We start from the raw sequence: 20,271 nt of genomic DNA on the forward strand, positions 1-20,271 counted from the left end.
AGTAGCTAAGTTGCCCAAGGGATCCACAATTGAGGGGTGCTATTTCCTCGGAAAAAAACGGGATCCCATCAGGGATCCCGCTGCAGAATCGGCCACACCGCTTAGGCGTCGAAGTAAAGGGCGAACTCGTAGGGGTGAGGCCGCAGATTGATGGGGTTGATCTCGTTGTCGATCTTGTACTCGATATAGGTCTGGATCAGATCCTCAGTAAAGACACCGCCCTCTAGCAAGAAGGCATGATCCTTCTGCAGGTTTTCCAGGGCATCCAGCAGGGATCCAGGCGTGGAAGGGATCTTGGCCAGCTCTTCCGGCTCCAGATCGTAGATATCTTTGTCCAAGGGCTCGCCGGGATGGATCTTATTCTTGATCCCGTCCAGGCCAGCCATCAGCATGGCCGAAAAGGCGATGTAGGGGTTGCAGGTGGCATCCGGGCAGCGGAACTCCAGACGCTTGGCCTTGGGATTGTTGCCGGTCACCGGAATGCGAATGGCAGCGGAACGGTTGCCCTGGGAGTAAGCCAGGTTCACCGGCGCCTCGAAGCCGGGCACCAAGCGCTTGTAGGAGTTGGTGGTGGGGTTGGTGAAGGCCAGGATTGCCGGGGCATGCTTGAGCAGGCCACCGATGTAGTAGAGAGCTGTCTCGCTCAGGTTGGCATAGGTGCCTTCGCTGTAGAACAGGGGCTGGCCATCCTTCCAGAGGGACTGGTGGGTGTGCATGCCGGTGCCGTTGTCGTTAAATAGGGGCTTGGGCATGAAGGTGACGGTTTTGCCGTGCTTGCGGGCCACGTTCCGGATCACGTATTTGTAAACCATCATGTAGTCGGCAGCCGTGATCAGATCGGCAAAGCGATAGCCCAACTCCCCTTGCCCGCCGGTAGCCACCTCGTGGTGATGCTTCTCGATGGGCACCCCCAACTTGCCCATGGTCAGCAGCATCTCGGTGCGGATGTTTTGATGGGCATCGGTGGGCGGTGCCGGGAAATAGCCCTCTTTGTAGCGAGGCTTGTAGCCCAGGTTGCCACCTTTCTCCTCGCGGCCCGAGTTCCAGCGACCTTCGATGGAATCCACGAAGTAGTAGGCCGAGTTTTGGGTTTGGTCGAAGCGAACATCCTCAAAAATGAAAAACTCCGCTTCCGGCCCGAAGTAAGCCGTATCGGCAATGCCCGTCGATTGCAGATAGGCAACGGCACGGGCGGCAAGGCTGCGGGGACAGCGGCTATAGGGCTGGCCAGTGCGCGGCTCAACAATGCTGCAAGTTATGCTGAGGGTGGGCACCTCCAGAAAGGGATCAATCCAAGCCGTCTTGGGATCCGGCACCATGTACATGTCCGACTCGTTGATCGCTTTCCAGCCCCGGATACTGGATCCGTCAAAGGGAAGCCCCTCGGTGAAGGTTTCTTCCTTGATCATCGAGGTGTGGAAGGAAACATGCTGCCAGGTGCCAAAGATATCCACAAACTTGAGATCCACTATCTGGACGTTGTTGTCCTGGATCATCTGAAGCACTTCTTGGGGCGTGGATGCCATTACTCTCTCCTGATTGGGTTGCGGTTAAGACTGGGGGAACTGTGGCTGAAACAAATGGGATCCCAGCAGGTGATCCCCACGCTTCGACCCAGACAGGCCAAAAACGCTCACTCATCCTAGAAAGGCCAACACGGGTATTTTGTAGTTTCTGATACAAAATTCATTTGAGCTCCGCTTTCTGACCAAGACCAAATTGCTGGCCATCTCAGACACCTCTTTTCCTTCTGGCTTGGGTCAACCGGGATTGGGTGTTGGGGATCCAAAACTTGGGCAATGGCCGCCACTTGGCCAACCTCTGGGCAGAGATAACCCTATGGGATGGGCAAAAAAGGCCCCAATGGCCTGAGGCGAGCGAAAATGAGGCTAATAGGCCTCGGCCTCGACCGGTTCGCCAAGGGGTGTTAAGCTAAAGCGTAGTCGTTATGAGTTTGGCTTTTATTCCCATTGCAGAAGGAGAGACATCGGATGACAGAGCAAAGTCGGGTTGAGAATGTGGTGATTATCGGCTCCGGCCCTGCTGGGTTTACAGCAGCCATTTACGCTGGGCGTGCCAACCTGAAGCCGGTTGTGTTTGAGGGGTTCCAGGCGGGCGGGATCCCGGGCGGGCAACTGATGACCACCACCGAGGTGGAGAACTTTCCGGGCTTTCCCGAGGGCATCACCGGCCCCCAACTGATGAAGAACATGCGGGCTCAAGCGCAGCGGTGGGGGGCAGAACTTTACACCGAAGATGTCACCTTTGTGGATTTAAGCCAGCGGCCCTTTGTCGTCTGTTCTGACGAGCGGGAATTGCGCACCCACAGCCTGATCATCGCCACCGGGGCCACAGCCAAGCGCCTACACCTGCCGGGGGAGGAGACCTACTGGAACCGGGGCATGTCAGCTTGTGCTGTCTGCGATGGGGCTATGCCCATGTTCAGAGGGGTGGAATTGGTGGTGATCGGCGGCGGCGATACTGCCTGTGAGGAGGCCACCTACCTGACCAAGTTTGGATCCCACGTGCACATGCTGGTGCGCAGCGACAAAATGCGGGCCAGCAAGGCCATGCAGGATCGTGTTCTCAACAACCCCAAGATCACTGTGCACTGGAACACCGAGGCGGTGGAAGTGATGGGCGACGGCCTGCGCCTGACCGGGGTGAAAGTGCGGAACAACCAAACCGGCGAAATACGCGAGATGTCAGTGGGTGGCCTATTTTATGCCATTGGCCACAAGCCCAACACCGACTTGTTCAAAGGACAACTGGAACTGGATGAAGTCGGCTACATCGTCACCCGCCCGGGATCCGTGGCCACCAGTGTGGAGGGGGTGTTTGCCGCCGGCGACGTGCAGGATCACGAGTTTCGTCAGGCGATTACCGCTGCCGGCACTGGCTGTATGGCGGCCATGTTGGCAGAGCGTTGGCTCTCGGAACACGGCTTGGCCCAGGAGTATCACGTCCTTCCCCAAAGCCATCCTGAACCCAGCCCTGCTGCGACTTCTGCGGCAGAGTCTGCTGGGGATCCTGCTGTTGAGGAGGCCAGCTTTGAGGAGAATGGACAGGATGACTTAGACTTCAGCAAGACTTGCCATGAGGGGAGCTATGCCCTGCGGCGACTCTACCACGAAAGCGATCGCCTGCTCATGGTCAAGTACACCGCCCCCACCTGTGCCCCTTGTCATGCCCTCAAGCCGATCTTGAACAAGATCATCGATGAGTTCTCGGACAAGCTGCACGTGGTGGAGATCGATATTGAGAAAGATCCGGAGATTGCAGAGGCAGGGGGGGTGGCGGGCACCCCGACGGTGCAATTTTTCAAAAACAAGACGCTGGTGGCCCAGTTGGTGGGCGTTAAGCCCAAGTCCCAATATCGAGAGGTGATCCAGGCCAATTTGTGTGAGGAAAAATCCCCCTAAGGATGTTGTCCTCTCCAACCTCTGGCCCCTCTCCCCAAGGGAGAAGGGAGCTGGGCGCAGAAAACGGTTTCCCAACCGAGGCTCAGCTAGTCCGAAAAGGCACCGTGGTAGGCGGCCTGCATGGCTGCCAAAGACACCACCAGTAAGGGATCCTCTTCTGCCGTCCTTAAGAGCAGGGGATCCGCAGGGGATCCCACCTCTCCCAAAAGCTGCCACTGGCCGGCAAGCTGCGCTTCTAAGTAGGCTTCCCAAGCAGAGCGCTGGGCCGGATCCACAGAAACCAGGATGCGGCTGGATCCCTCTCCAAACAGGGCTTGATCCCAGCGCAAGGATCCAGGAGCCAGGGAGAGGGTTGCGCCGCGGCCTCCGCTCAAGCAGGCTTCTGCCAAAGCCACAGCCAATCCCCCCTCGCTGCAGTCGTGGGCAGAGCGCACCCAGCCCTGGCGGATTCCATGGCGACAGGCAGCTTGCACCCGCTTTTCCAATTCCAGATCCACTGGCGCGGGCCGGCCCGTAACTTGCTGGTGGATGACCGCCAAATACTCGCTGCCCCCCAAGCTGGTGAGGGCCTGGGATCCCAGGAGGTAAATGAGATCCCCTTCTTGCTGCCACCCCTGGCCACAGATGCATTTCAAGTCGGGAATAAGACCCACCATGCCAATGACAGGGGTAGGGTAGATAGCCTGCGATCCCTGGGGGGTGAGGGTCTCGTTGTAGAGAGAAACGTTTCCCCCCGTTACCGGCGTACCGAGGGCACGGCAGGCATCTCCAATCCCCCGACAGGCCAGGGCCAGCTGCCAGTACACCACCGGGTTTTCGGGATTGCCAAAGTTAAGGTTATCGGTAACAGCTAGGGGATCGGCCCCCACACAGGTGAGGTTGCGGGCAGCTTCCGCCACGGCTGCCTTGGCCCCCTCGTAGGGATCCAAATACACCCAGCGGCCATTGCCATCCAGGGTGGCAGCGATGGCCTTGCGGGAAGCTCGCAGGGGCGGCACCTCGCCCACGCCAAACCTTTGGGAACGGATGCGGATAACCGCCGCATCTCCCTGGCCCGGCCAAAGGACGGTGTTGTTTTGCACCTGGTGGTCGTATTGGCGATAGATCCAGGCTTTGCTGGCTAGGGTGGGGCTGGCCAAAAGCTGCAGCAGCACCTCTTTCCATGCCAGCGTTGCCTGAGCGAGGTGGATCCCCTGGCAATCACAAGGGGGTAGAGTGGCGGGATCCCATTGCCACGCTGCCTGCACGTAGGCTGGCGGCTCTGGCAACACCGGACGGACATAGACGGGGGTGTCTTCGGCCAAAGCCCGCACCGGCACCTGCACCACGCAGGATCCCTGGTGCCAGATCTCCACCAGCGGCTCGGCAATGACTTCCCCGGCCACACTAGCTTGCAAACCCCAGCGGTGGAAGATCTCCATCACCTCCGCCTCGCGGCCTTTTTGCACCACCAGCAGCATCCGCTCCTGGGATTCCGAGAGCAGGTATTCCCAGGCAGCCATGCCGCTTTCCCGCGCCGGCACTCGGTCGAGGTCAAAGCGGATCCCCACCCCTCCCTTGGCGGCCATCTCCGCGGTGGAGCAGGTGATCCCGGCTGCCCCCATATCCTGGGCAGCCACCACAGCTCCTGTGGCAAAGGCCTCCAGACAGGCCTCGATGAGGCACTTGCCCAGGAAGGGATCCCCCACCTGCACTGCCGGCCGATCCTGCTGCGCATCCTCCTTGAGCTCGGCGCTGGCAAAGCTGGCCCCGCGGATGCCATCCCGCCCGGTGGTGGCGCCCACGTACAAGACCGGGTTCCCCACCCCCCGCGCTGCCGATTTCACCACTGCCGGCGTCTCCAGCAGCCCCAGGGCCATGACGTTGACCAAGGGATTGCCGCTGTAGCAGGGATCCACGGCCACCTCGCCGCCTACGGTGGGCACCCCAACACAGTTGCCGTAGTGGGCGATCCCTTCCACCACCCTGGCCATGAGGCGGCGGTTGCGGGGATCGGTCAGCGGCCCAAAGCGCAGCGAGTTGAGGAGGGCAATGGGACGGGCGCCCAGGGTAAAGATATCCCGCAGGATCCCTCCCACGCCGGTAGCTGCCCCCTGGAAGGGCTCCACTGCCGAAGGATGGTTGTGGGACTCGATCTTAAACGCCAGCCAATCCCCCTCCCCCAGATCCACTACGCCGGCATTTTCCCCCGGCCCCACCACTACCCGCTCGCCCGTGGTGGGAAAGTTTTTCAGCAGAGGGCGGGAGTTTTTGTAGCAGCAGTGCTCTGACCACATCACCCCAAACATGGCCAGCTCGTTGGGGTTGGGATCCCGGCCCAGCTGCTGCTGGATCTGTTGATATTCCGCCGGGGAAAGGCCGTGGGCTTTTAAGTCTTCGAGAGTATAGGGCATAGTGCTCCAATTGCCCCTAGCTTAGGTCAACAACCCAGGGCCCAAGAGACGGGCCTGACGCTCTTCCAGTATGCGGCTTAAGGGGGGCCAGCGCTTCAGGTCGGGGTCTTGGACAATAAGCTGCTCTGCCGCTTGGCGGGCCAGCTGCAGCACCTCTTGATCCTCCATGAGGCTGGCCAGGGCAAAATCGGGTAGCCCCGACTGGCGGGTGCCCATCACCTCCCCTGGGCCGCGGAAGCGCAGATCCATCTCGGCAATGAAAAACCCGTCGTGGGACTGCTCCAGCACCTTGAGCCGCCGCAGGGCCTCCTCGCTTTTGGATCCTGTCATCAGGATGCAGTAGGCCTGGTCAGATCCCCGCCCTACCCGCCCCCGCAGTTGGTGCAGTTGGGAGAGCCCAAAGCGCTCCGCATGCTCCACCAGCATCACCGAGGCATTGGGCACATCTACCCCCACCTCCACCACCGTGGTAGAGACCAGAATATCCAGCTCCCGCCGGCGAAAGGCCGCAATGACAGCTTCCTTCTCGCTACTGGTCAAGCGCCCGTGCAGCAGGCCCACCCGAAATTGGGGGAAGACCTTTTCCTGCAGACGCTGGTGTTCCTCGATGGCAGATTTGAGATCCAGCTTCTCCGACTCTTCAATCAACGGCAGCACCACGTAGGCCTGCCGCCCTTGGGCAATTTCCCGCTCGATAAGCCGCATCACCTGCAGGCGATCCCCTGGCCGGGCCACCAGGGTGTGCACGGGCTTGCGCCCCGGCGGCAGCTCGTCAATTTGGGTAACATCCAGATCCCCATGCAGGGCCAGGGTGAGGGTGCGGGGGATGGGGGTGGCGGTCATAGTGAGCACATCGGGGTGATCCCCTTTCTGTTGCAGAGCGGCCCGCTGCTCCACGCCAAAGCGGTGCTGCTCGTCGATGACCACCAAGCCCAGGTTGCGAAACTGCACTGCCGGCTGGATGAGAGCATGGGTGCCCACCACCAAGGGCAATTCCCCGGTCTGCAACTGCCGCAGGATCTCCCGGCGCTTAGCAGGGGGCGTGGATCCAGTCAACAGTTCAACGGGCACCTGCAGCTGGCTGAGCCATTCCACCAACTTGCGGTAGTGTTGCTCGGCCAAAACCTCGGTGGGAGCCATGAGGGCCGCCTGCCAACCGGATTGAATGGCTGCCAGCACAGCTGCCACCGCCACCACGGTTTTGCCGGATCCCACATCTCCCTGCAAGAGGCGGTTCATGGGCAAGGGATCCCGCAGATCCGCTAGGATCTCGTCGATGGCCCGCTGCTGGGCAGCGGTAAGCTGAAAGGGCAGGATTTGGTAGAAGCGATCCAACAGCTCCCCTCTAGCCGGCTGGTAACGAGGTATGGCCTGAGCTTGGGCACGATAGCGGTGTCGCCGCTGCAATAGGCTTAGTTGTAGGTAGAAAAACTCATCGAACACCAGCCGCCGCCGGGCCTGGGCCAGCAGCTCTCGGGTCTCAGGAAAGTGGATCTGCTGCAGGGCAACAGGCAAGTCCAAAAGCTGCAACTGCCGCTTGAGATCCGCCGGCAAGGGATCCTCCACCAAGGCCGCCGCCGGCAAAGCCAGTTGCACCGCCTTGCGCACCAGATCGGCGGGGATCCCTTCTGAGAGAGGGTAAACTGGCAAGATCTTGCCCAGCCTGTCCAGCTCCTCGCCCTCTCCCCCCAGCACCTCCAGTTGCGGGTTATCCAGCGTTAGGCCCAACCGGCCCTTTTTGACCAGGCCGCTGGCAGCCACCAGGGCCCCCTTGGGGTATTGCCGCTCCAGGGAAGCTTGCCAACTGCGCTGGGCAAACTGCCGCCCGCTGTAGAAGCGGCTGAGGGTAATTACACCACTTTTGTCGGCAATCTTTAGGTTGAAGATGGTCAGCGAGGGATTCTTGGGGCTGGTAAAGCAACTGCAACTTTTCACCGTCCCTACAAGGGTAACGGTCTCCCCCACCTTGGCTTGGCGGATGAGCACCCGCCGGGAATAGTCCAGGTAGTCGCGGGGGAAGTAGTAGAGGGCATCCCGCACGCTGTGTAGGCCCAGTTGTGCCAGTTTCTCCGCCGACTTGGGACCAATCCCTTTGAGAAACTGCAGCGGCTGCTCCAGGCTGAGGCCGGCAGGGAGAGATGGGGAAATCGTGCTCCGCCCTGCCTCTGGGGGGGTTGTTGCTACGCCTACGGCAGGGAAACCAGAGCGCTGTGGCAACGAGGCTGCAAACGAGCCAGGTTGGTGGGAACTCGGTCGGGACAGCTCTTGCTGACGTCGGACTCGCTCCAGCCAGCGGCGGGTTTCGGCCACCAGGTGCTGGCGTTCGGGCAGCTCCAGCTCGGAATACAGGGTATAGCGGGATCCCAGTTCTTTCCATCGCCGCCGGTCATCTCCATTCAGCACCCAGTCAGAGGGGGGATCCTGTCCGAACACACTCCCCAAAAATTGGGAGAAGGTCTGCTCTCGCCCCCGCAGGTCGGTAAACCCCACCTCTGCTTCTAGGGAAAGGGCGCGCTGAAGCCGCTGTAGATCCACCTGGCTCAAGTTGCTTGGCTGCCGGGAGTGCTCCTTATCAATCCAACTTTAGCCAACAACGGCAGGACAACCGAAGGAGTGCAGCAGCGCAAGCCACACTTTCCATTCCTTGATAAAGAAAAAAGCCTGCCTTATTACTCCGCAACACTGTCGTGACGGGGCAGGCCGAAGGGATCCAGAGGCACTTTTTGGGAGATGCAGGAGCTTTAGCTGCGGGCCAGGGCGGATCCCAAAAGCAGAGCCATCACTGCCGGCACCAAGGCAATCGCCAGGATGGTGAAAACTTGTGCGTCCGTCATAACCAACTCCCTAACAGTGGAATTGCACAAAAGTCAGCCCCCTCACTCTACCGTAGCTTGAGGGGTAGCCTTGACACCGAGAAGAAAAGCTCAACATTCTTTACAAAGCAGCCCTTGCCCATCCCGCTTGACCGTGGCTCCCAGATCCTCTGCTTGGATCGATGTTGCTCCGCAACGCTGTCGCGACTGACATTCTCCCCACCCCTAAAGCAAGGGATTCTTTCTCAGTTTTGGGGTTTTACCCCAGGCAGAAAGGCCGGGGCCTGCGCTGCTGGTTTGCGGGTCATGCTACGATGTTGCTCCGCAACGCCGTCGCGACGGCGAAGCAGTTCTTGCCCATTCCTCCTGCGAAGTTCGGTCTTGGCGTCATCATGGTAGCTGCTCCACAAAGTCTGACCACCTCACGGGATAGCTTGGCCATCCTGGCGGAAACGGATCCCGTTGTTTACCGCCTGATCCAGCAAGAGCTCAACCGGCAGCGGGATCACCTGGAGATGATTGCCAGCGAGAACTTCACCTCTCCTGCCGTCTTGGCAGCCCAGGGCTCGGTGCTCACCAACAAGTATGCAGAAGGGCTGCCGGGCAAGCGCTACTACGGCGGCTGCGAGTTTATTGACGAGATTGAACAACTGGCCATTGACCGCGCCAAGCAACTGTTTGGGGCGGCTCACGCCAACGTGCAACCCCACTCCGGGGCGCAGGCCAATTTCGCTGTTTTCTTGGCCCTGCTGCAGCCGGGGGACACGATCATGGGCATGGATTTGTCTCATGGCGGCCACCTCACCCACGGCTCGCCGGTGAATGTCTCCGGCAAGTGGTTCCGCGTGGTGCACTACGGGGTGCATCCGCAGACGGAGCGGATTGATTTTGACCAAGTGCGGGATCTGGCTTTGCAGCATCGGCCTAAGCTGATCATCTGCGGCTACTCCGCCTACCCGCGGGCAATCGACTTTGCTGCTTTCCGCACCATTGCCGATGAGGTGGGAGCTTATCTGCTGGCCGACATTGCCCATATTGCCGGCCTGGTGGCCACCGGACACCACCCCAACCCCGTGCCCCTCTGCGATGTGGTGACCACCACCACCCACAAGACGTTGCGCGGGCCGCGTGGAGGGCTCATTCTCACCCGCGACCCAGAGCTGGGCAAAAAGCTGGATAAGGCAGTGTTCCCCGGCAGTCAAGGGGGGCCGCTGGAGCATGTTATTGCTGGCAAGGCGGTGGCCTTTGGAGAAGCCCTGCAGCCCAGCTTTGCCCAGTACTCGGCCCAAGTTATCGCCAATGCCCAAGCCCTGGCGGGATCCCTGCAACGGCGAGGCATCCGGCTAGTTTCGGGGGGCACCGACAATCACCTGATGTTGCTGGATCTGCGCTCGGTTTCGGCGGTGCTGGAAAAAACTGGGGCGGCGGATCCGGTAATGACGGGCAAACGGGCGGATCGGCTGATGGGGAAGATCCACATCACCGCCAATAAGAACACCATTCCCTTCGACCCACAGCCGCCCTTTGTAGCTAGCGGCCTGCGTCTGGGATCCCCAGCCTTGACCACCCGCGGCCTGGGGCCGGTAGAATTTGAAGAAATTGGGGAGATCATCGCCGATTGTCTGTTTCAGCCTGAGGAGCCTGCTGTGTTGGAAGAGTGTCGCCAGCGGGTGGCTCAGCTCTGTCGTCGTTTCCCCCTCTACCCCCACTTGGGATAACCGCAATCCTCGCCACGGCTTGCTATGCCCTACTTGGTTGCCTTTCTGGCTGCTGCCTGTGTGGTTCTGTGGGCAACCCCGGTGGTGAAGGCGGTCGGGATCCGCAGTGGCCAGTTGGACTTTCCCGACGAGCGCAAGATCCACCAGCAACCGATGGTGCGCCTGGGGGGGGTTTCCATCTTTTTTGGCAACTTGGTGGCCCTGCTGTTGCTCTGGGGAGCCGGAGCTTTTGGGGGCTTGCGCACCGAGCAGGAGTACGAGATTTGGGGGGTGACGATCGGTGGGGTTTTGTTTTTTTTGATTGGCCTGGCGGACGACCTGTTTCACCTGTCGCCTTTTTCCCGCTTGTTGATGCAATTCGGCGTGGCTGCTGCCGCTTGGGGAGTAGGGGTGCGCATTGAGTTCATCAGTCTGCCCGGGAGAGGGATCTGGCCCTTTCCGGTGTGGTTGAGCCTGCTGATTACCCTGTTCTGGCTGGTGGGGATGGCCAACGCCATCAACTTCATGGACGGGCTGGATGGACTGGCGGCAGGGGTGTCGGGAATTGCGGCAGTGGTGATGCTGATCGTAACCCTGCTGCTGGATCGACCGGCGGCGGCCATGCTGGCGGCGGCTTTGGCGGGAGCTTGCCTAGGCTTTTTGCGCTACAACTTCAACCCAGCGCAGATCTTCATGGGGGATGGGGGGGCCTATTTTTTGGGCTTTACCCTGGCTGGGATCGGGGTGATCGGGGTGGCCAAGGGGGTGACCACGCTGGCAGTGGCTCTGCCTTTCTTTATCTTGGCGGTGCCGATCCTGGATATGTCCACCGTAATCCTCAAGCGGCTGGCCGGGGGGAAGTCGCCTTTCCATCCCGACAAAGGCCACCTGCACCACCGCTTGCTCAAAGCCGGCCTATCCCATCGGCATTCAGTGCTGCTCATCTACGCCATGACCCTCTGGGGGGGATCCCTGGCCTTGGCCTTGGCGGGCTTGCCAGCAGGGGGCACCTACCTGGGCGGGGCCTCGCTGGTGTTGGCAGGGGTGGCTTGGGGGGCTTGGCAACGGCAACGAGCTTTGCCCTCGGAGGACAGGCCCGAACAGGAATATGTTGCTCCGCAATGCTGTTGCGACCAGGAATGTAAAGAAGATTGAGCTGGGCTTGTTCTCCATCGCTCGCCTGCCTAGACTGGAGGCGCTCTATATTTGTTGTTTTTTGTTTTGTTGTTTTTTGTTTAGCTCTGTGTTGCCTCATGCGCCCCACACCTGAGTTGGCAGCTCTCCTGCGCCGCACCGCGGATCGTATCCAATCCCAACACTGGGGCTTCTGGGACTGGGAGTACTGCTGGCGGGACAGCACCCGCTGCAATTGCGGCCTGTTGGTGCGAGAAGCCCTGGGCTGGGATCGGCAGCAACTCAGCCTGCGCATCCACCGCGGCACCTGGCGCTCCATCGCCCAAACCGCCTACCGAACTGCTGCCCTGGCCCTGCGGGATCCCTGGCAACTGGAGGGGCAGTGCGAGGCCACCGGCCTGCGGCTGGGGTATGTGTTCGAGAAAATGGCAGAGCTGGGGTTCGACCAACCGGAAGACTTTGCCGCCCTGGAGGAGCTGAGCGATCCCCTCATTCTGGCCCGCCTGGCGGAAAAAGGTGTGGAGCCAGCACAGCGCGACCAGGCGATCCATGTGGCGCTTTACATGCGGGAACTGGCGGACTGGATTGACGAACAACTGCAGGCGCAGGCTCAGATCAGACGCTTGAGCCAACCTTTGCCCAAAACACCAGGGATCCTCGTCCAACAGTCGGTGCACCTTACTTGAGGAACTCAGTTGCCTTCCTCTACCATCACCACATGGGCAGGGATCCCAGGGGGAAGAGCCTTGCAGCCGGACAAAAAGGCCAGCTCGATTAAGAAGGCAAATCCCCCCACCTCAGCGCCGCTCTGGGCCACCAATTGGGCGGTGGCAGCGGCTGTACCCCCGGTGGCAATGACATCATCCACGATCAACACCCGCTCTCCGGGGCGCAGGGCGTGGGCGTGCAGTTGGAGCTGGTCTTGGCCGTATTCCAGGCTGTAGGTCTGGCTGAGCACCGGCGGCGGCAGCTTGCCCGGCTTGCGAACCGGGACAAATCCCAAGCCCAGGTGTTGTGCCAAAGCAGCCCCCAAAATGAACCCCCGCGACTCGATGCCGACCACATAATCTAGGGATCCCATGCCGGTGGTGCCGGCGGCCAACTGTTCAATAGCCGCCCGGAAGCCTGCCGGATCCTGTAGCAGGGGGGTCATATCCCGAAAGAGGATGCCGGGTCTGGGAAAATCGGGCACCAAGCGAATGAGGGCTCGCAGATCCATCCTGTTTTCCTCGCTGGCCAGTGGCTTGCTGTTCGCGCTATTCGGACGGAGTCCTCAAAGGACGCTCCAAGCAACCCATCATACTCGGTTAGCTAATGGGCAGATGGGATCCCTTTTGGTCAGTCTGGCAACGGGGAAGATTTTCTATAATTGGCAAGGCTGGGGGCCGCGGCTCACCTAGTCGCCCATCTGTAAAATCGGAGATCTCTCATGCGCTACTACATGGCCATCGACTCCAATCCCCTGGCAAGTTTGCCGCTGGCTCTGTTTGGGGTGAGTAGCGAGGCGGCCTATGTCGATCTGCTGCAAGACAAGCTCATTGTGCGGGCGGGCAGCCTGTTCAACGAGACGTTCTCCCTGAGCGAGTTGGGACAAGGGGAGCGCTTCCCCTGGCCTTGGTACTACGGACTGGGCGTGCGCACCGATTTTCAGGGGATCGTTGGCCCGGTCACCAGCACCCAAGGGGTAATTGCCATTCCACTGGTGCAGGAAAAGCCTCTTTTTATTCCGTTGCTGAGGCCGGTGGGGCTGCAAGTGCCCTGCAAAAAGCTGGTCTTCAGCCTCAAAGATCCAGACACCTTCCTGGCCAACTTCAATCAGGGTCGCCCAGAGGTGAACGCCGGCCCGAAGAGTGTGGTGATTGAGTAGATGGGGATCCCTGTGAAACCTGAGAGACGGCGGCCTGTCAAGAGCCTACAGAGATCCCCCAGGGGTTGGGGTGACAGGCCCAGAAGCAACGCGGCTTATGCGACGCAAGCCCGGCAAGCCGGCATCCACCACCACCACACTGCCATCCGGTAAGACTGCCAAGCCGGCAGGCTGCTCAAACCGGGCTGCCGAGGTGGGGCCATCCTGCCAGCCGGGCTGATTCTGTCCGGCCAAGGTGGAAACTTGTCCCCCAGGCTGAAGACGACGAATGCGATGGTTGTCTCGGTCGGCCACCCAGAGGTTGCCTGCCGCATCGAAGGCCAGCCCCCCCAGGGTTTGAAAACGGGCCTCTGCCAGGGGGCCATCCCGATAGCCTGGCTCTGCCCCGGAGAGGGTGGTCACTCGTCCGCCAGCAGAGAGCCGGCGCAGGCGATGTCCATCGGCAATCCAGAGGTTCCCCTCCTTATCCACCGCCAGAGCCGTGGGCTGCAGGAGCTGGGCCTGTTCTGCTGGGCCGTCGGCGAATCCCGGCTGGCCCGTGCCGGCAACGGTGGTCACCTCACCGGCAGGGGTGATGCGGCGGATGCGGCGATTGGCGCGGTCGGCAACGTAGAGGCTGCCATCTGAACCCAAAGCCAGCCCAGATGGCTCCCGGAACTGAGCTCGGTCAAGCCCCCCATCTCGGTATCCGGCTATACAAGTGCCGGCAAAGGTGCTCACCTGTCGTTGCAGGTTGATATAGCGCAGGCAATGGTTGCCGCTGTCGGCCACCCACAATCCCCCCTTGGGATCCCAGAGCAGCCCCTGTGGGGAGTCAAACTGAGCTTGATTGGCTGCTTCGTCGCGGCGGCCTGCTTGGCCTGTGCCGGCCCAAACTTCCAATTCCCCCTCTGGAGACAGCCGGAAGATGCGGTGCTGGGCTCTATCGGCTAAATAGAAGGCTCCTTCAGGATCCACAGCAATGCCGCTGATTTGCTGCAGGTAGATCCTGGACTCGGTGCCGGTGTTATCAGGGGCGTTGCCGACAGGATCTGCCGCGGGCGAGGTGCGGCCATCCAGCAAAGTTTCCACCACCCAGGCCGATGCTGCCGGAGCAGTGGGGGTGGGAGAGGGGCTGGGGGAAGGAGTAGCGGCAGGCCAATCGTAGACCAGAGTGCCCAACCCTTGCCCGGAAGCATCCGCAACAGCAACCCAAACTGAGCCGGAAAGAGAAGAAGGCGGCATCACCACCAAACGGTCACCGCTGCGGGAGCGAATTTCCCCCTTCAGGATGCGCTCGGGATTGGCTGCTGCAGCAAAGAGAACTGTTTCCACCCGCTCCAGATTTTCCCCTGAGAGCAGCAACGGCTGGCCGAGAGCGGGAGTTGCCGAGCTACTGTGCAGCAGCGGCACCCCCACCTCAGAGAGCACCAACATCGAAAGGCGACGCTGACGCTCTGTATCTTGGGGAGGACGATTGACACTGCCAGAACTCCCAGAGCGGGCAGAAAGGGTCAGGGATCCCTTCCCCTGCGCCAGAGTGGTGGATCCCCGATAGGCGATGGCGCTGAGCTCCGCTTCTCCGGCGGGAGGATTGGTGAAGGTGAAAGTGGCCGGTTGCCCCAGGCGCAGAGGGGCAGTGGCGGTTTGGCGATAAGTGCCCAGGGTAATGCTCAGGTCGATCCCTTCCACCCCTGGCCAGGTGGGGGTGCGGGCCAGCCAGCGATCCACCTCTGAGGCCGGTAGCTGGGCCACCAGATCGGATCCCTGTTCCTGAAGCAGCAGAACGATGCGGTTGCTGGGCACCGACAAGCCGGACTGGCGGGCTTGCTCGAAAGTCAGAGAAAGCGGGGAGGGAGGGAGAGGAGTTGGAGTTAAAACCGGCTGTAGGGCCGCAGGGGGAACAACGCTGGGAGACAGACTAGAAGAAGAAAGCTCGCCACAGCCCGAGAGAGCCAGCACCAAGGCACTCAGCGCAGGCCAAGGTGGCGGTGTCAGGGAAGCCCGTCGTGGCATGATGCAGCTCATCCCCTCCCACAAACTGGGAAATGGCGGAAACCCAAACCCCCACGCTTACCTTCATCAGCGTACAAACCGGCGAGAATTGCCCAGCACCCTCTCTGCCGCAGGAGCCACCTCGACCAATGCCTTGGCCCCTGAACCGCATTCCTATTCATGACCAACCATCCTCACCCGCAGGTGAGTCGCACTCCTCACTCCATCTATCCTTACTCAAATCCCCACCGAAAGACCAGATAGCAGTTTCAGCGGCCAGGAAATCATCCAGGCCATAGCGGTAGCGCTGTAAGTCGATGCTGCCCGCGTTCGCCCGGTTCGGCTATAGAGTGGGGACAGGCCACTCTCGCGGATGAATCAAGTAGACGGTACCCCCGGAGTGCTCCAGCCACAAGGACTCCAGCTGTTCGCGGCGGTAGGTACGGCGAACCTCTTCGTTGGTTTTGGCCGCCGGATCGTGGAGGATGGGATCCCCGTGGCTAAACTGCTCCGCACCGCTGCCGCGAGCAAACCCCACCAGCACCGCCAGATGGCCGTTGCTTCTGGGAATTGGCGCCCCTTCCAGTTCTCCCTCACCCCAAGCATAGCTGAGGACCACCGGAACCCCTGCCGCGATCCAGGCTTCTGCTTGGGCCAAGCTCTCCAGCCGCGCCACCACGCCGGACAAACCCTGCTCTGCAGCATGGGCGACGTTGAAAGCCCAGTTGCCATGGCCCTGGTAAACCCGGTCATACACACCGGCCACTGCTGCGCGCACCAACACCTCACAGGGACGGGGATCCCGCTTCCAGTAGGCCATCACCATCGCCAAAGAGGTGGGGCTACACCAGACCTCTCCCCCATCGGGGTACACCATCTGGGAGCACCAAGGCAGATCCAAGATTTTGCCCCAGCGGCTGGGATCCCCAGGGGATAGGCGGCTGGGCCTGACCGGCTCGTTGGAAATGGCAACTGCCACCTGATCCACAACGGCAGAACGGCCTGGCTCTTGCGTGAACAGGCGCACCCTGACCTGGAAGGCTTCTGCTCCGTTGAGGGTATCCTTGAGCACCAGCAAGTCCGTGTACAGGTTGCCATCCTCATCCCCTTGTCCTTGCACTGAGTGGCTGGCCAGAGTCAAGGGATCCGCAGCCCATACCCCGCCGTGATACCACTTTGTCCAGCGGTCTGAAAGCTTGGCCCGAATCCACAGTTCCAACCAGGTGCCGGGGGGCGTGGTGGCATTCCAGGAAGCGATTGCCCCGACCATAGGGAAGCTGGTGGGGACTGCTGGGCTGGTGGCTTCTCCCACCCAGTAGGGGCCAAGGGGATAGAAAGGGCGCCCCCGATCGCGTAAGCGGTGCGGAGCATTATCGCGTAAGCGGGACGGAGTCCTTAGCGCCACCTCAGGCTCTTCAAGGCTGACTTCTTGCCGCAAACCCTCTGGATCCAAGACCAATTGCCCTCGGGCGTTCAGGCAGATCCCTTGGGTTGACCAGTCCTGAAACCCCTGAGCTTCTCCCGCCCGCCAGCGCTGAAACCCGGTGCGATAGGTGAAGTGGGTCTGGGCTTGCATCGTCAAGAGCATGACTCTAGTCAATAATAAGCTCAACTATACTGAAAATAATGTATAATATGTTCAGTACGGATTACTACCAGTTGATCTTTCTGTTTACTTTCGAGTCTGCCAACATGGTAGCCAAAGCAAAGCAGAAAATTGGTAGTAAGACGACACGGAAACTGCGCTTTGGGTATTCTACTCAAAGCTTTGCGGGATACCGCCATTCTGTTTGGACTCCGTCCCGCTAACGCGAATGGAAACAAACAGAATGCTATCGCTGCATAGTTGAACAGTGATGTTCAGCAGTGTTCAGCGTAAATGTATCAGTCCTGGAAAAGTTGGAACAGGCTGGGCCAACGCGGGCAACCCCAGCAAGAGCAGCACAACCCCGCTGACCAGCCCAGGCAGCCCCTGCCGTTCGCGTAAGCGGGACGGAGTCCTTTAGCCACTGCCTTCTGCGAGCATTGTCCGCCTGCCCCCACTAATAGCGCGACACCGCCGGATGTCCACCAATGTACCAGCGCCAGGGGATCTCGGCTCCTTGGGTGATGCCGATGCGGGTGGTTTGGACGATGGACAACTGCGTTTGCCAAGAGGGGGATCCCTCCAGCCAAATGCCTTCCTGGCCGGCTTCCGCCCGCTCTAGCCGCCAGCCGTTGTGGGATCCGTCGATGCGCAGTGCTTGACAGAGCAGGCCCGGCCCCGCCGCCGCCCGTGCTGGCTGATTCTGTTTGTTGGCCGGGATCCAGTCTGGCAGGCGATCCAACTGAGCTGCCCGGATCAGAACCGCCGCCGGGATCCCTTCTGGCTCGGTAACGATATTTAGACAGTGGTAGAGGCCGTAGATGCGATAGATGTAGAGATGCCCTGGCGGGCCAAACATGACCTGGTTGCGTTGGGTCTTGCGGCGGTAGGCATGGCAGGCCGGATCCCCAGCCGTGTAGGCCTCCGTCTCTACGATCTGGGCCCGCACCTGCAGCCCATCGGCAAATTGCCGCACCAGAACCATGCCCAGCAAGGCAGGTGCCACCAGCGGGGCCGGCTGGCTCAACCACTCCACAGCGTCCACGGCAGGCTTGGCAGCCCTCAGCCCCCAGCAACGGCAGGGACGATGCTCACCTCATCCCCATCTTGCAGAGGGGTGTCACATCCCTTGAGGAAGCGAATGTCTTCGCTGTTCACATAAAAGTTGACGAAGCGGCGCAATTCCCCCTTCTCATCGCACAGCCGCGCCTTAATCCCCGGACAGCGTTGTTCCAAAGCATCCAACAATTCGCGGATGGTGGATCCCTCGCAATTCACCACCCCCTGATCCTGGGTGAGCGCCCGCAGCGTGTTGGGAATCAGCACCTTGACTGCCATAGCCCAATGCCTCGTCCATTAACCAACATCAAAAAACTAGGGTAGCAGCACCCCATCGATGCCGTGAATCACGCCGTTGGAAACTGGAATATCCGCCAGGTTCACGTTAGCCCCGTTGACCCGGATGCTGCCATCGGATCCCACCTGCACCTGCAGCGGCAGCCCTGCCAAGGTGGTCAGAGTGGTCGATTGGCCGGGCCGCAGGTCAAACGAGGTAATCCGCCCCGGCACCACATGATACGTGAGAATGCGGGTGAGCTGAGCCCGGCTGGCCGGCTGCAACAGCGTCTCCACCGTACCCGGCGGCAGTTGCCCAAAGGCCACATCGGAAGGGGCAAAGACCGTGAACGGCCCCGGCCCTGCCAACGCCGTATTCAGGCCCGTCGCCCGCAAAGCTGCCGCCAGCGTCGAGTAGCTGCTGGGCAAAGTTTCCAGCTCAACGGCAATGGTGTTCAGCCCTTGAGGCTGGGCCGCAGGAGCAAAGACAAGCGGGGCCACTACAGCCGCCAACGGGATCCAACGGCGAACAAGGCGTTGAACAGAAGGAAAGATAGGCACTGTGCAAAGCTCCTGAGCCAATAGGTCTACGCCAGGGATCTTAACAGTTCTTCATTAAGATCCTGTTAAGAGGCAGTGGAGAGGGTCTTCCCTGCAAACCGAGTTCATACTGATGCCTCTTGCCAGTCCAGCCGCTCTAGGGTGCGGGCGCGCTCCAAAGCCTGTTCAAAGCTCTCCAGCCTGGGCGAGATCACCAGAGGATGGCCTACGTGGGGTTGAACCGCCTCCTGGGTCTTCAGGCCGTTGCCGGTAATGTAGGCTACTGTAACCGCCTCGGGATCAAGTTGGCCGGACTCTGCCAGGTGTTTGAGCACGGCAATGGTGGTGCCGCCGGCGGTTTCGGTGAAGATGCCTTCGGTCTCGGCCAAAAGCTTGATGCCGGCAACAATCTCCGGATCGGCAGCCGTCTCGATCTGGCCGCCGGTTTTGCGGGCGATCTCCAGGGCGTAGATCCCGTCAGCAGGGTTGCCGATGGCGATGGACTTGGCGATGGTATTGGGCTTAACCGGAGTGACAAAATCCCGTCCCTCGCGGAAGGCTTGGGCAATGGGCGAACATCCCTGCGCCTGGGCGCCGTGGAAGGTGACCGGCTTATCCGCCACCAGCCCCACCTTCACAAACTCCTGGAAGCCTTTGTAAACCTTGGTGTACAGGGATCCCGAGGCCAGCGGGATCACTACCTGATCCGGCAGTTGCCAACCCAATTGCTCCGCCACCTCATAGGCCAGGGTTTTGGAGCCTTCTGAGTAGTAGGGGCGCAGGTTGATGTTGACGAAGCCCCAGCCGTAGCGATCCGCCACCTCGGCGCAGAGGCGGTTCACCTGGTCGTAGTTGCCCTCTACAGCCATAACGGTGGGGTTGTAAATCAGGGATCCCAGCACCTTGCCCGCTTCTAAGTCCGCCGGGATGAAGATGGTGCAGTCCAGGCCGGCATGGGCGGCAATGGCAGCGGTGGAGTTGGCCAGATTGCCCGTGCTGGCGCAAGAGACGGTGGTAAAGCCCAGCTCCTTGGCACGGGTCAGCGCCACCGACACCACCCGATCCTTGAAGCTGAGGGTGGGCATGTTGACGGCATCGTTCTTGATGTAAAGATTTTTTAACCCCAGCCGCCGACCCAGCCGCTCCGCCTTAACCAGCGGGGTCAGGCCCGTGCCCACATCAATGGGCTTCTCAGAAGTCACCGGCAGAAAAGGCCGATAGCGCCAGATGGAATGCGGCCCGGCCTGGATGCTCTGACGGCTAACCGTGCGCTTCAGCCAGTCGTAGTCATAAGCCACTTCCAGGGGGCCGAAACACAGCTCACAAACATGCTTGGCGACCGGCTCATACTCGGCGCCACACTCCCGACAGCGCAAACGGCTGAAGCCCACCTTGGAGCTGTGCAAGGCAGAGGCCAACGGGGAATCGGCAGGGCTGAGCGGGCGTTCGGAAAGAGTTTGGGACATGGGCAGCCTCAAGGTGAAGGAAAGGGTGGGCGCTGGATTGAACTT

The 20,271-nt window shown here is 60.6% G+C and carries 16 protein-coding genes; 5 read left to right on the forward strand and 11 right to left on the reverse strand.

Features of this window, described 5'->3' with window-relative positions; genetic code table 11:
- Nucleotides 1-101: 101 nt before the first annotated feature.
- A complete protein-coding gene (glnA, locus tag ACVWZJ_RS00430) occupies nucleotides 102-1,526 on the reverse strand; it encodes a type I glutamate--ammonia ligase (RefSeq protein ID WP_011434344.1) in 1,425 nt (474 codons plus the stop codon).
- A 465-nt stretch (nucleotides 1,527-1,991) separates the two neighbouring features.
- On the opposite strand from glnA, the gene trxB reads away from it, so the two are divergent.
- The gene (trxB, locus tag ACVWZJ_RS00435) at nucleotides 1,992-3,422 is read left to right on the forward strand and encodes a thioredoxin-disulfide reductase (protein ID WP_011434346.1); all 1,431 of its coding nucleotides are present in this window, start codon (nucleotides 1,992-1,994) and stop codon (nucleotides 3,420-3,422) included.
- Between the two features lie 86 nt (nucleotides 3,423-3,508).
- On the opposite strand, the gene purL is transcribed toward trxB, so the two are convergent.
- From purL to psaM, 3 genes are all read right to left on the reverse strand, one after another.
- Nucleotides 3,509-5,815, reverse strand: a complete 2,307-nt coding sequence (gene purL, locus ACVWZJ_RS00440) for a phosphoribosylformylglycinamidine synthase subunit PurL (protein WP_011434347.1) — start codon at nucleotides 5,813-5,815, stop codon at nucleotides 3,509-3,511.
- Nucleotides 5,816-5,836: 21 nt separating this feature from the next.
- Nucleotides 5,837-8,350 (reverse strand): ATP-dependent DNA helicase RecG, encoded by a 2,514-nt coding sequence (recG, locus tag ACVWZJ_RS00445; RefSeq protein WP_414408264.1) that lies wholly within the window; start codon nucleotides 8,348-8,350, stop codon nucleotides 5,837-5,839.
- A 206-nt stretch (nucleotides 8,351-8,556) separates the two neighbouring features.
- Entirely contained in the window at nucleotides 8,557-8,649 is a 93-nt protein-coding gene (gene psaM, locus ACVWZJ_RS00450; RefSeq protein WP_011434349.1) for a photosystem I reaction center subunit XII, read from the reverse strand.
- Nucleotides 8,650-9,020: 371 nt separating this feature from the next.
- Between psaM and glyA the strand changes: the two genes are divergently transcribed.
- The 3 genes from glyA to ACVWZJ_RS00465 all read left to right on the forward strand — a co-directional run bounded on the left by glyA (nucleotide 9,021) and on the right by ACVWZJ_RS00465 (nucleotide 12,145).
- The gene (glyA, locus tag ACVWZJ_RS00455) at nucleotides 9,021-10,346 is read left to right on the forward strand and encodes a serine hydroxymethyltransferase (protein WP_049749659.1); all 1,326 of its coding nucleotides are present in this window, start codon (nucleotides 9,021-9,023) and stop codon (nucleotides 10,344-10,346) included.
- A gap of 24 nt (nucleotides 10,347-10,370) precedes the next feature.
- On the forward strand, nucleotides 10,371-11,480 hold the full coding sequence (locus ACVWZJ_RS00460) for a glycosyltransferase family 4 protein (RefSeq protein ID WP_414342225.1): 1,110 nt from the start codon (nucleotides 10,371-10,373) through the stop codon (nucleotides 11,478-11,480).
- A gap of 98 nt (nucleotides 11,481-11,578) precedes the next feature.
- A complete protein-coding gene (locus tag ACVWZJ_RS00465) occupies nucleotides 11,579-12,145 on the forward strand; it encodes a hypothetical protein (RefSeq protein WP_457393884.1) in 567 nt (188 codons plus the stop codon).
- A gap of 5 nt (nucleotides 12,146-12,150) precedes the next feature.
- On the opposite strand, the gene ACVWZJ_RS00470 is transcribed toward ACVWZJ_RS00465, so the two are convergent.
- Nucleotides 12,151-12,678, reverse strand: a complete 528-nt coding sequence (locus ACVWZJ_RS00470) for an adenine phosphoribosyltransferase (protein WP_011434353.1) — start codon at nucleotides 12,676-12,678, stop codon at nucleotides 12,151-12,153.
- A gap of 210 nt (nucleotides 12,679-12,888) precedes the next feature.
- Between ACVWZJ_RS00470 and ACVWZJ_RS00475 the strand changes: the two genes are divergently transcribed.
- Nucleotides 12,889-13,326: a hypothetical protein gene (locus ACVWZJ_RS00475; protein ID WP_457393887.1), complete on the forward strand. Its 438-nt coding sequence runs from the start codon at nucleotides 12,889-12,891 to the stop codon at nucleotides 13,324-13,326.
- A gap of 45 nt (nucleotides 13,327-13,371) precedes the next feature.
- Here the strand turns inward: ACVWZJ_RS00475 and ACVWZJ_RS00480 are convergent, their stop codons facing one another.
- From ACVWZJ_RS00480 to thrC, 6 genes are all read right to left on the reverse strand, one after another.
- Nucleotides 13,372-15,321 carry an NHL repeat-containing protein gene (locus tag ACVWZJ_RS00480; protein ID WP_457393890.1) on the reverse strand — a complete coding sequence of 650 codons (1,950 nt, stop codon included), beginning with the start codon at nucleotides 15,319-15,321 and terminating at the stop codon, nucleotides 13,372-13,374.
- 322 nt (nucleotides 15,322-15,643) lie between these two features.
- Nucleotides 15,644-16,888: a C39 family peptidase gene (locus tag ACVWZJ_RS00485; protein WP_148202778.1), complete on the reverse strand. Its 1,245-nt coding sequence runs from the start codon at nucleotides 16,886-16,888 to the stop codon at nucleotides 15,644-15,646.
- Between the two features lie 454 nt (nucleotides 16,889-17,342).
- Complete coding sequence (locus ACVWZJ_RS00490) at nucleotides 17,343-17,921, reverse strand: DNA-3-methyladenine glycosylase (RefSeq protein WP_011434357.1); 579 nt, start codon at nucleotides 17,919-17,921, stop codon at nucleotides 17,343-17,345.
- Nucleotides 17,922-17,947: 26 nt separating this feature from the next.
- Nucleotides 17,948-18,223: a ubiquitin-like small modifier protein 1 gene (locus ACVWZJ_RS00495; protein ID WP_011434358.1), complete on the reverse strand. Its 276-nt coding sequence runs from the start codon at nucleotides 18,221-18,223 to the stop codon at nucleotides 17,948-17,950.
- 36 nt (nucleotides 18,224-18,259) lie between these two features.
- Complete coding sequence (locus ACVWZJ_RS00500) at nucleotides 18,260-18,781, reverse strand: fasciclin domain-containing protein (protein ID WP_011434359.1); 522 nt, start codon at nucleotides 18,779-18,781, stop codon at nucleotides 18,260-18,262.
- Between the two features lie 104 nt (nucleotides 18,782-18,885).
- Nucleotides 18,886-20,226, reverse strand: a complete 1,341-nt coding sequence (gene thrC, locus ACVWZJ_RS00505) for a threonine synthase (RefSeq protein ID WP_457393894.1) — start codon at nucleotides 20,224-20,226, stop codon at nucleotides 18,886-18,888.
- Between the last annotated feature and the right edge of the window lie 45 nt (nucleotides 20,227-20,271).

It is taken from the genome of Thermostichus sp. OS-CIW-29, from assembly GCF_054058195.1.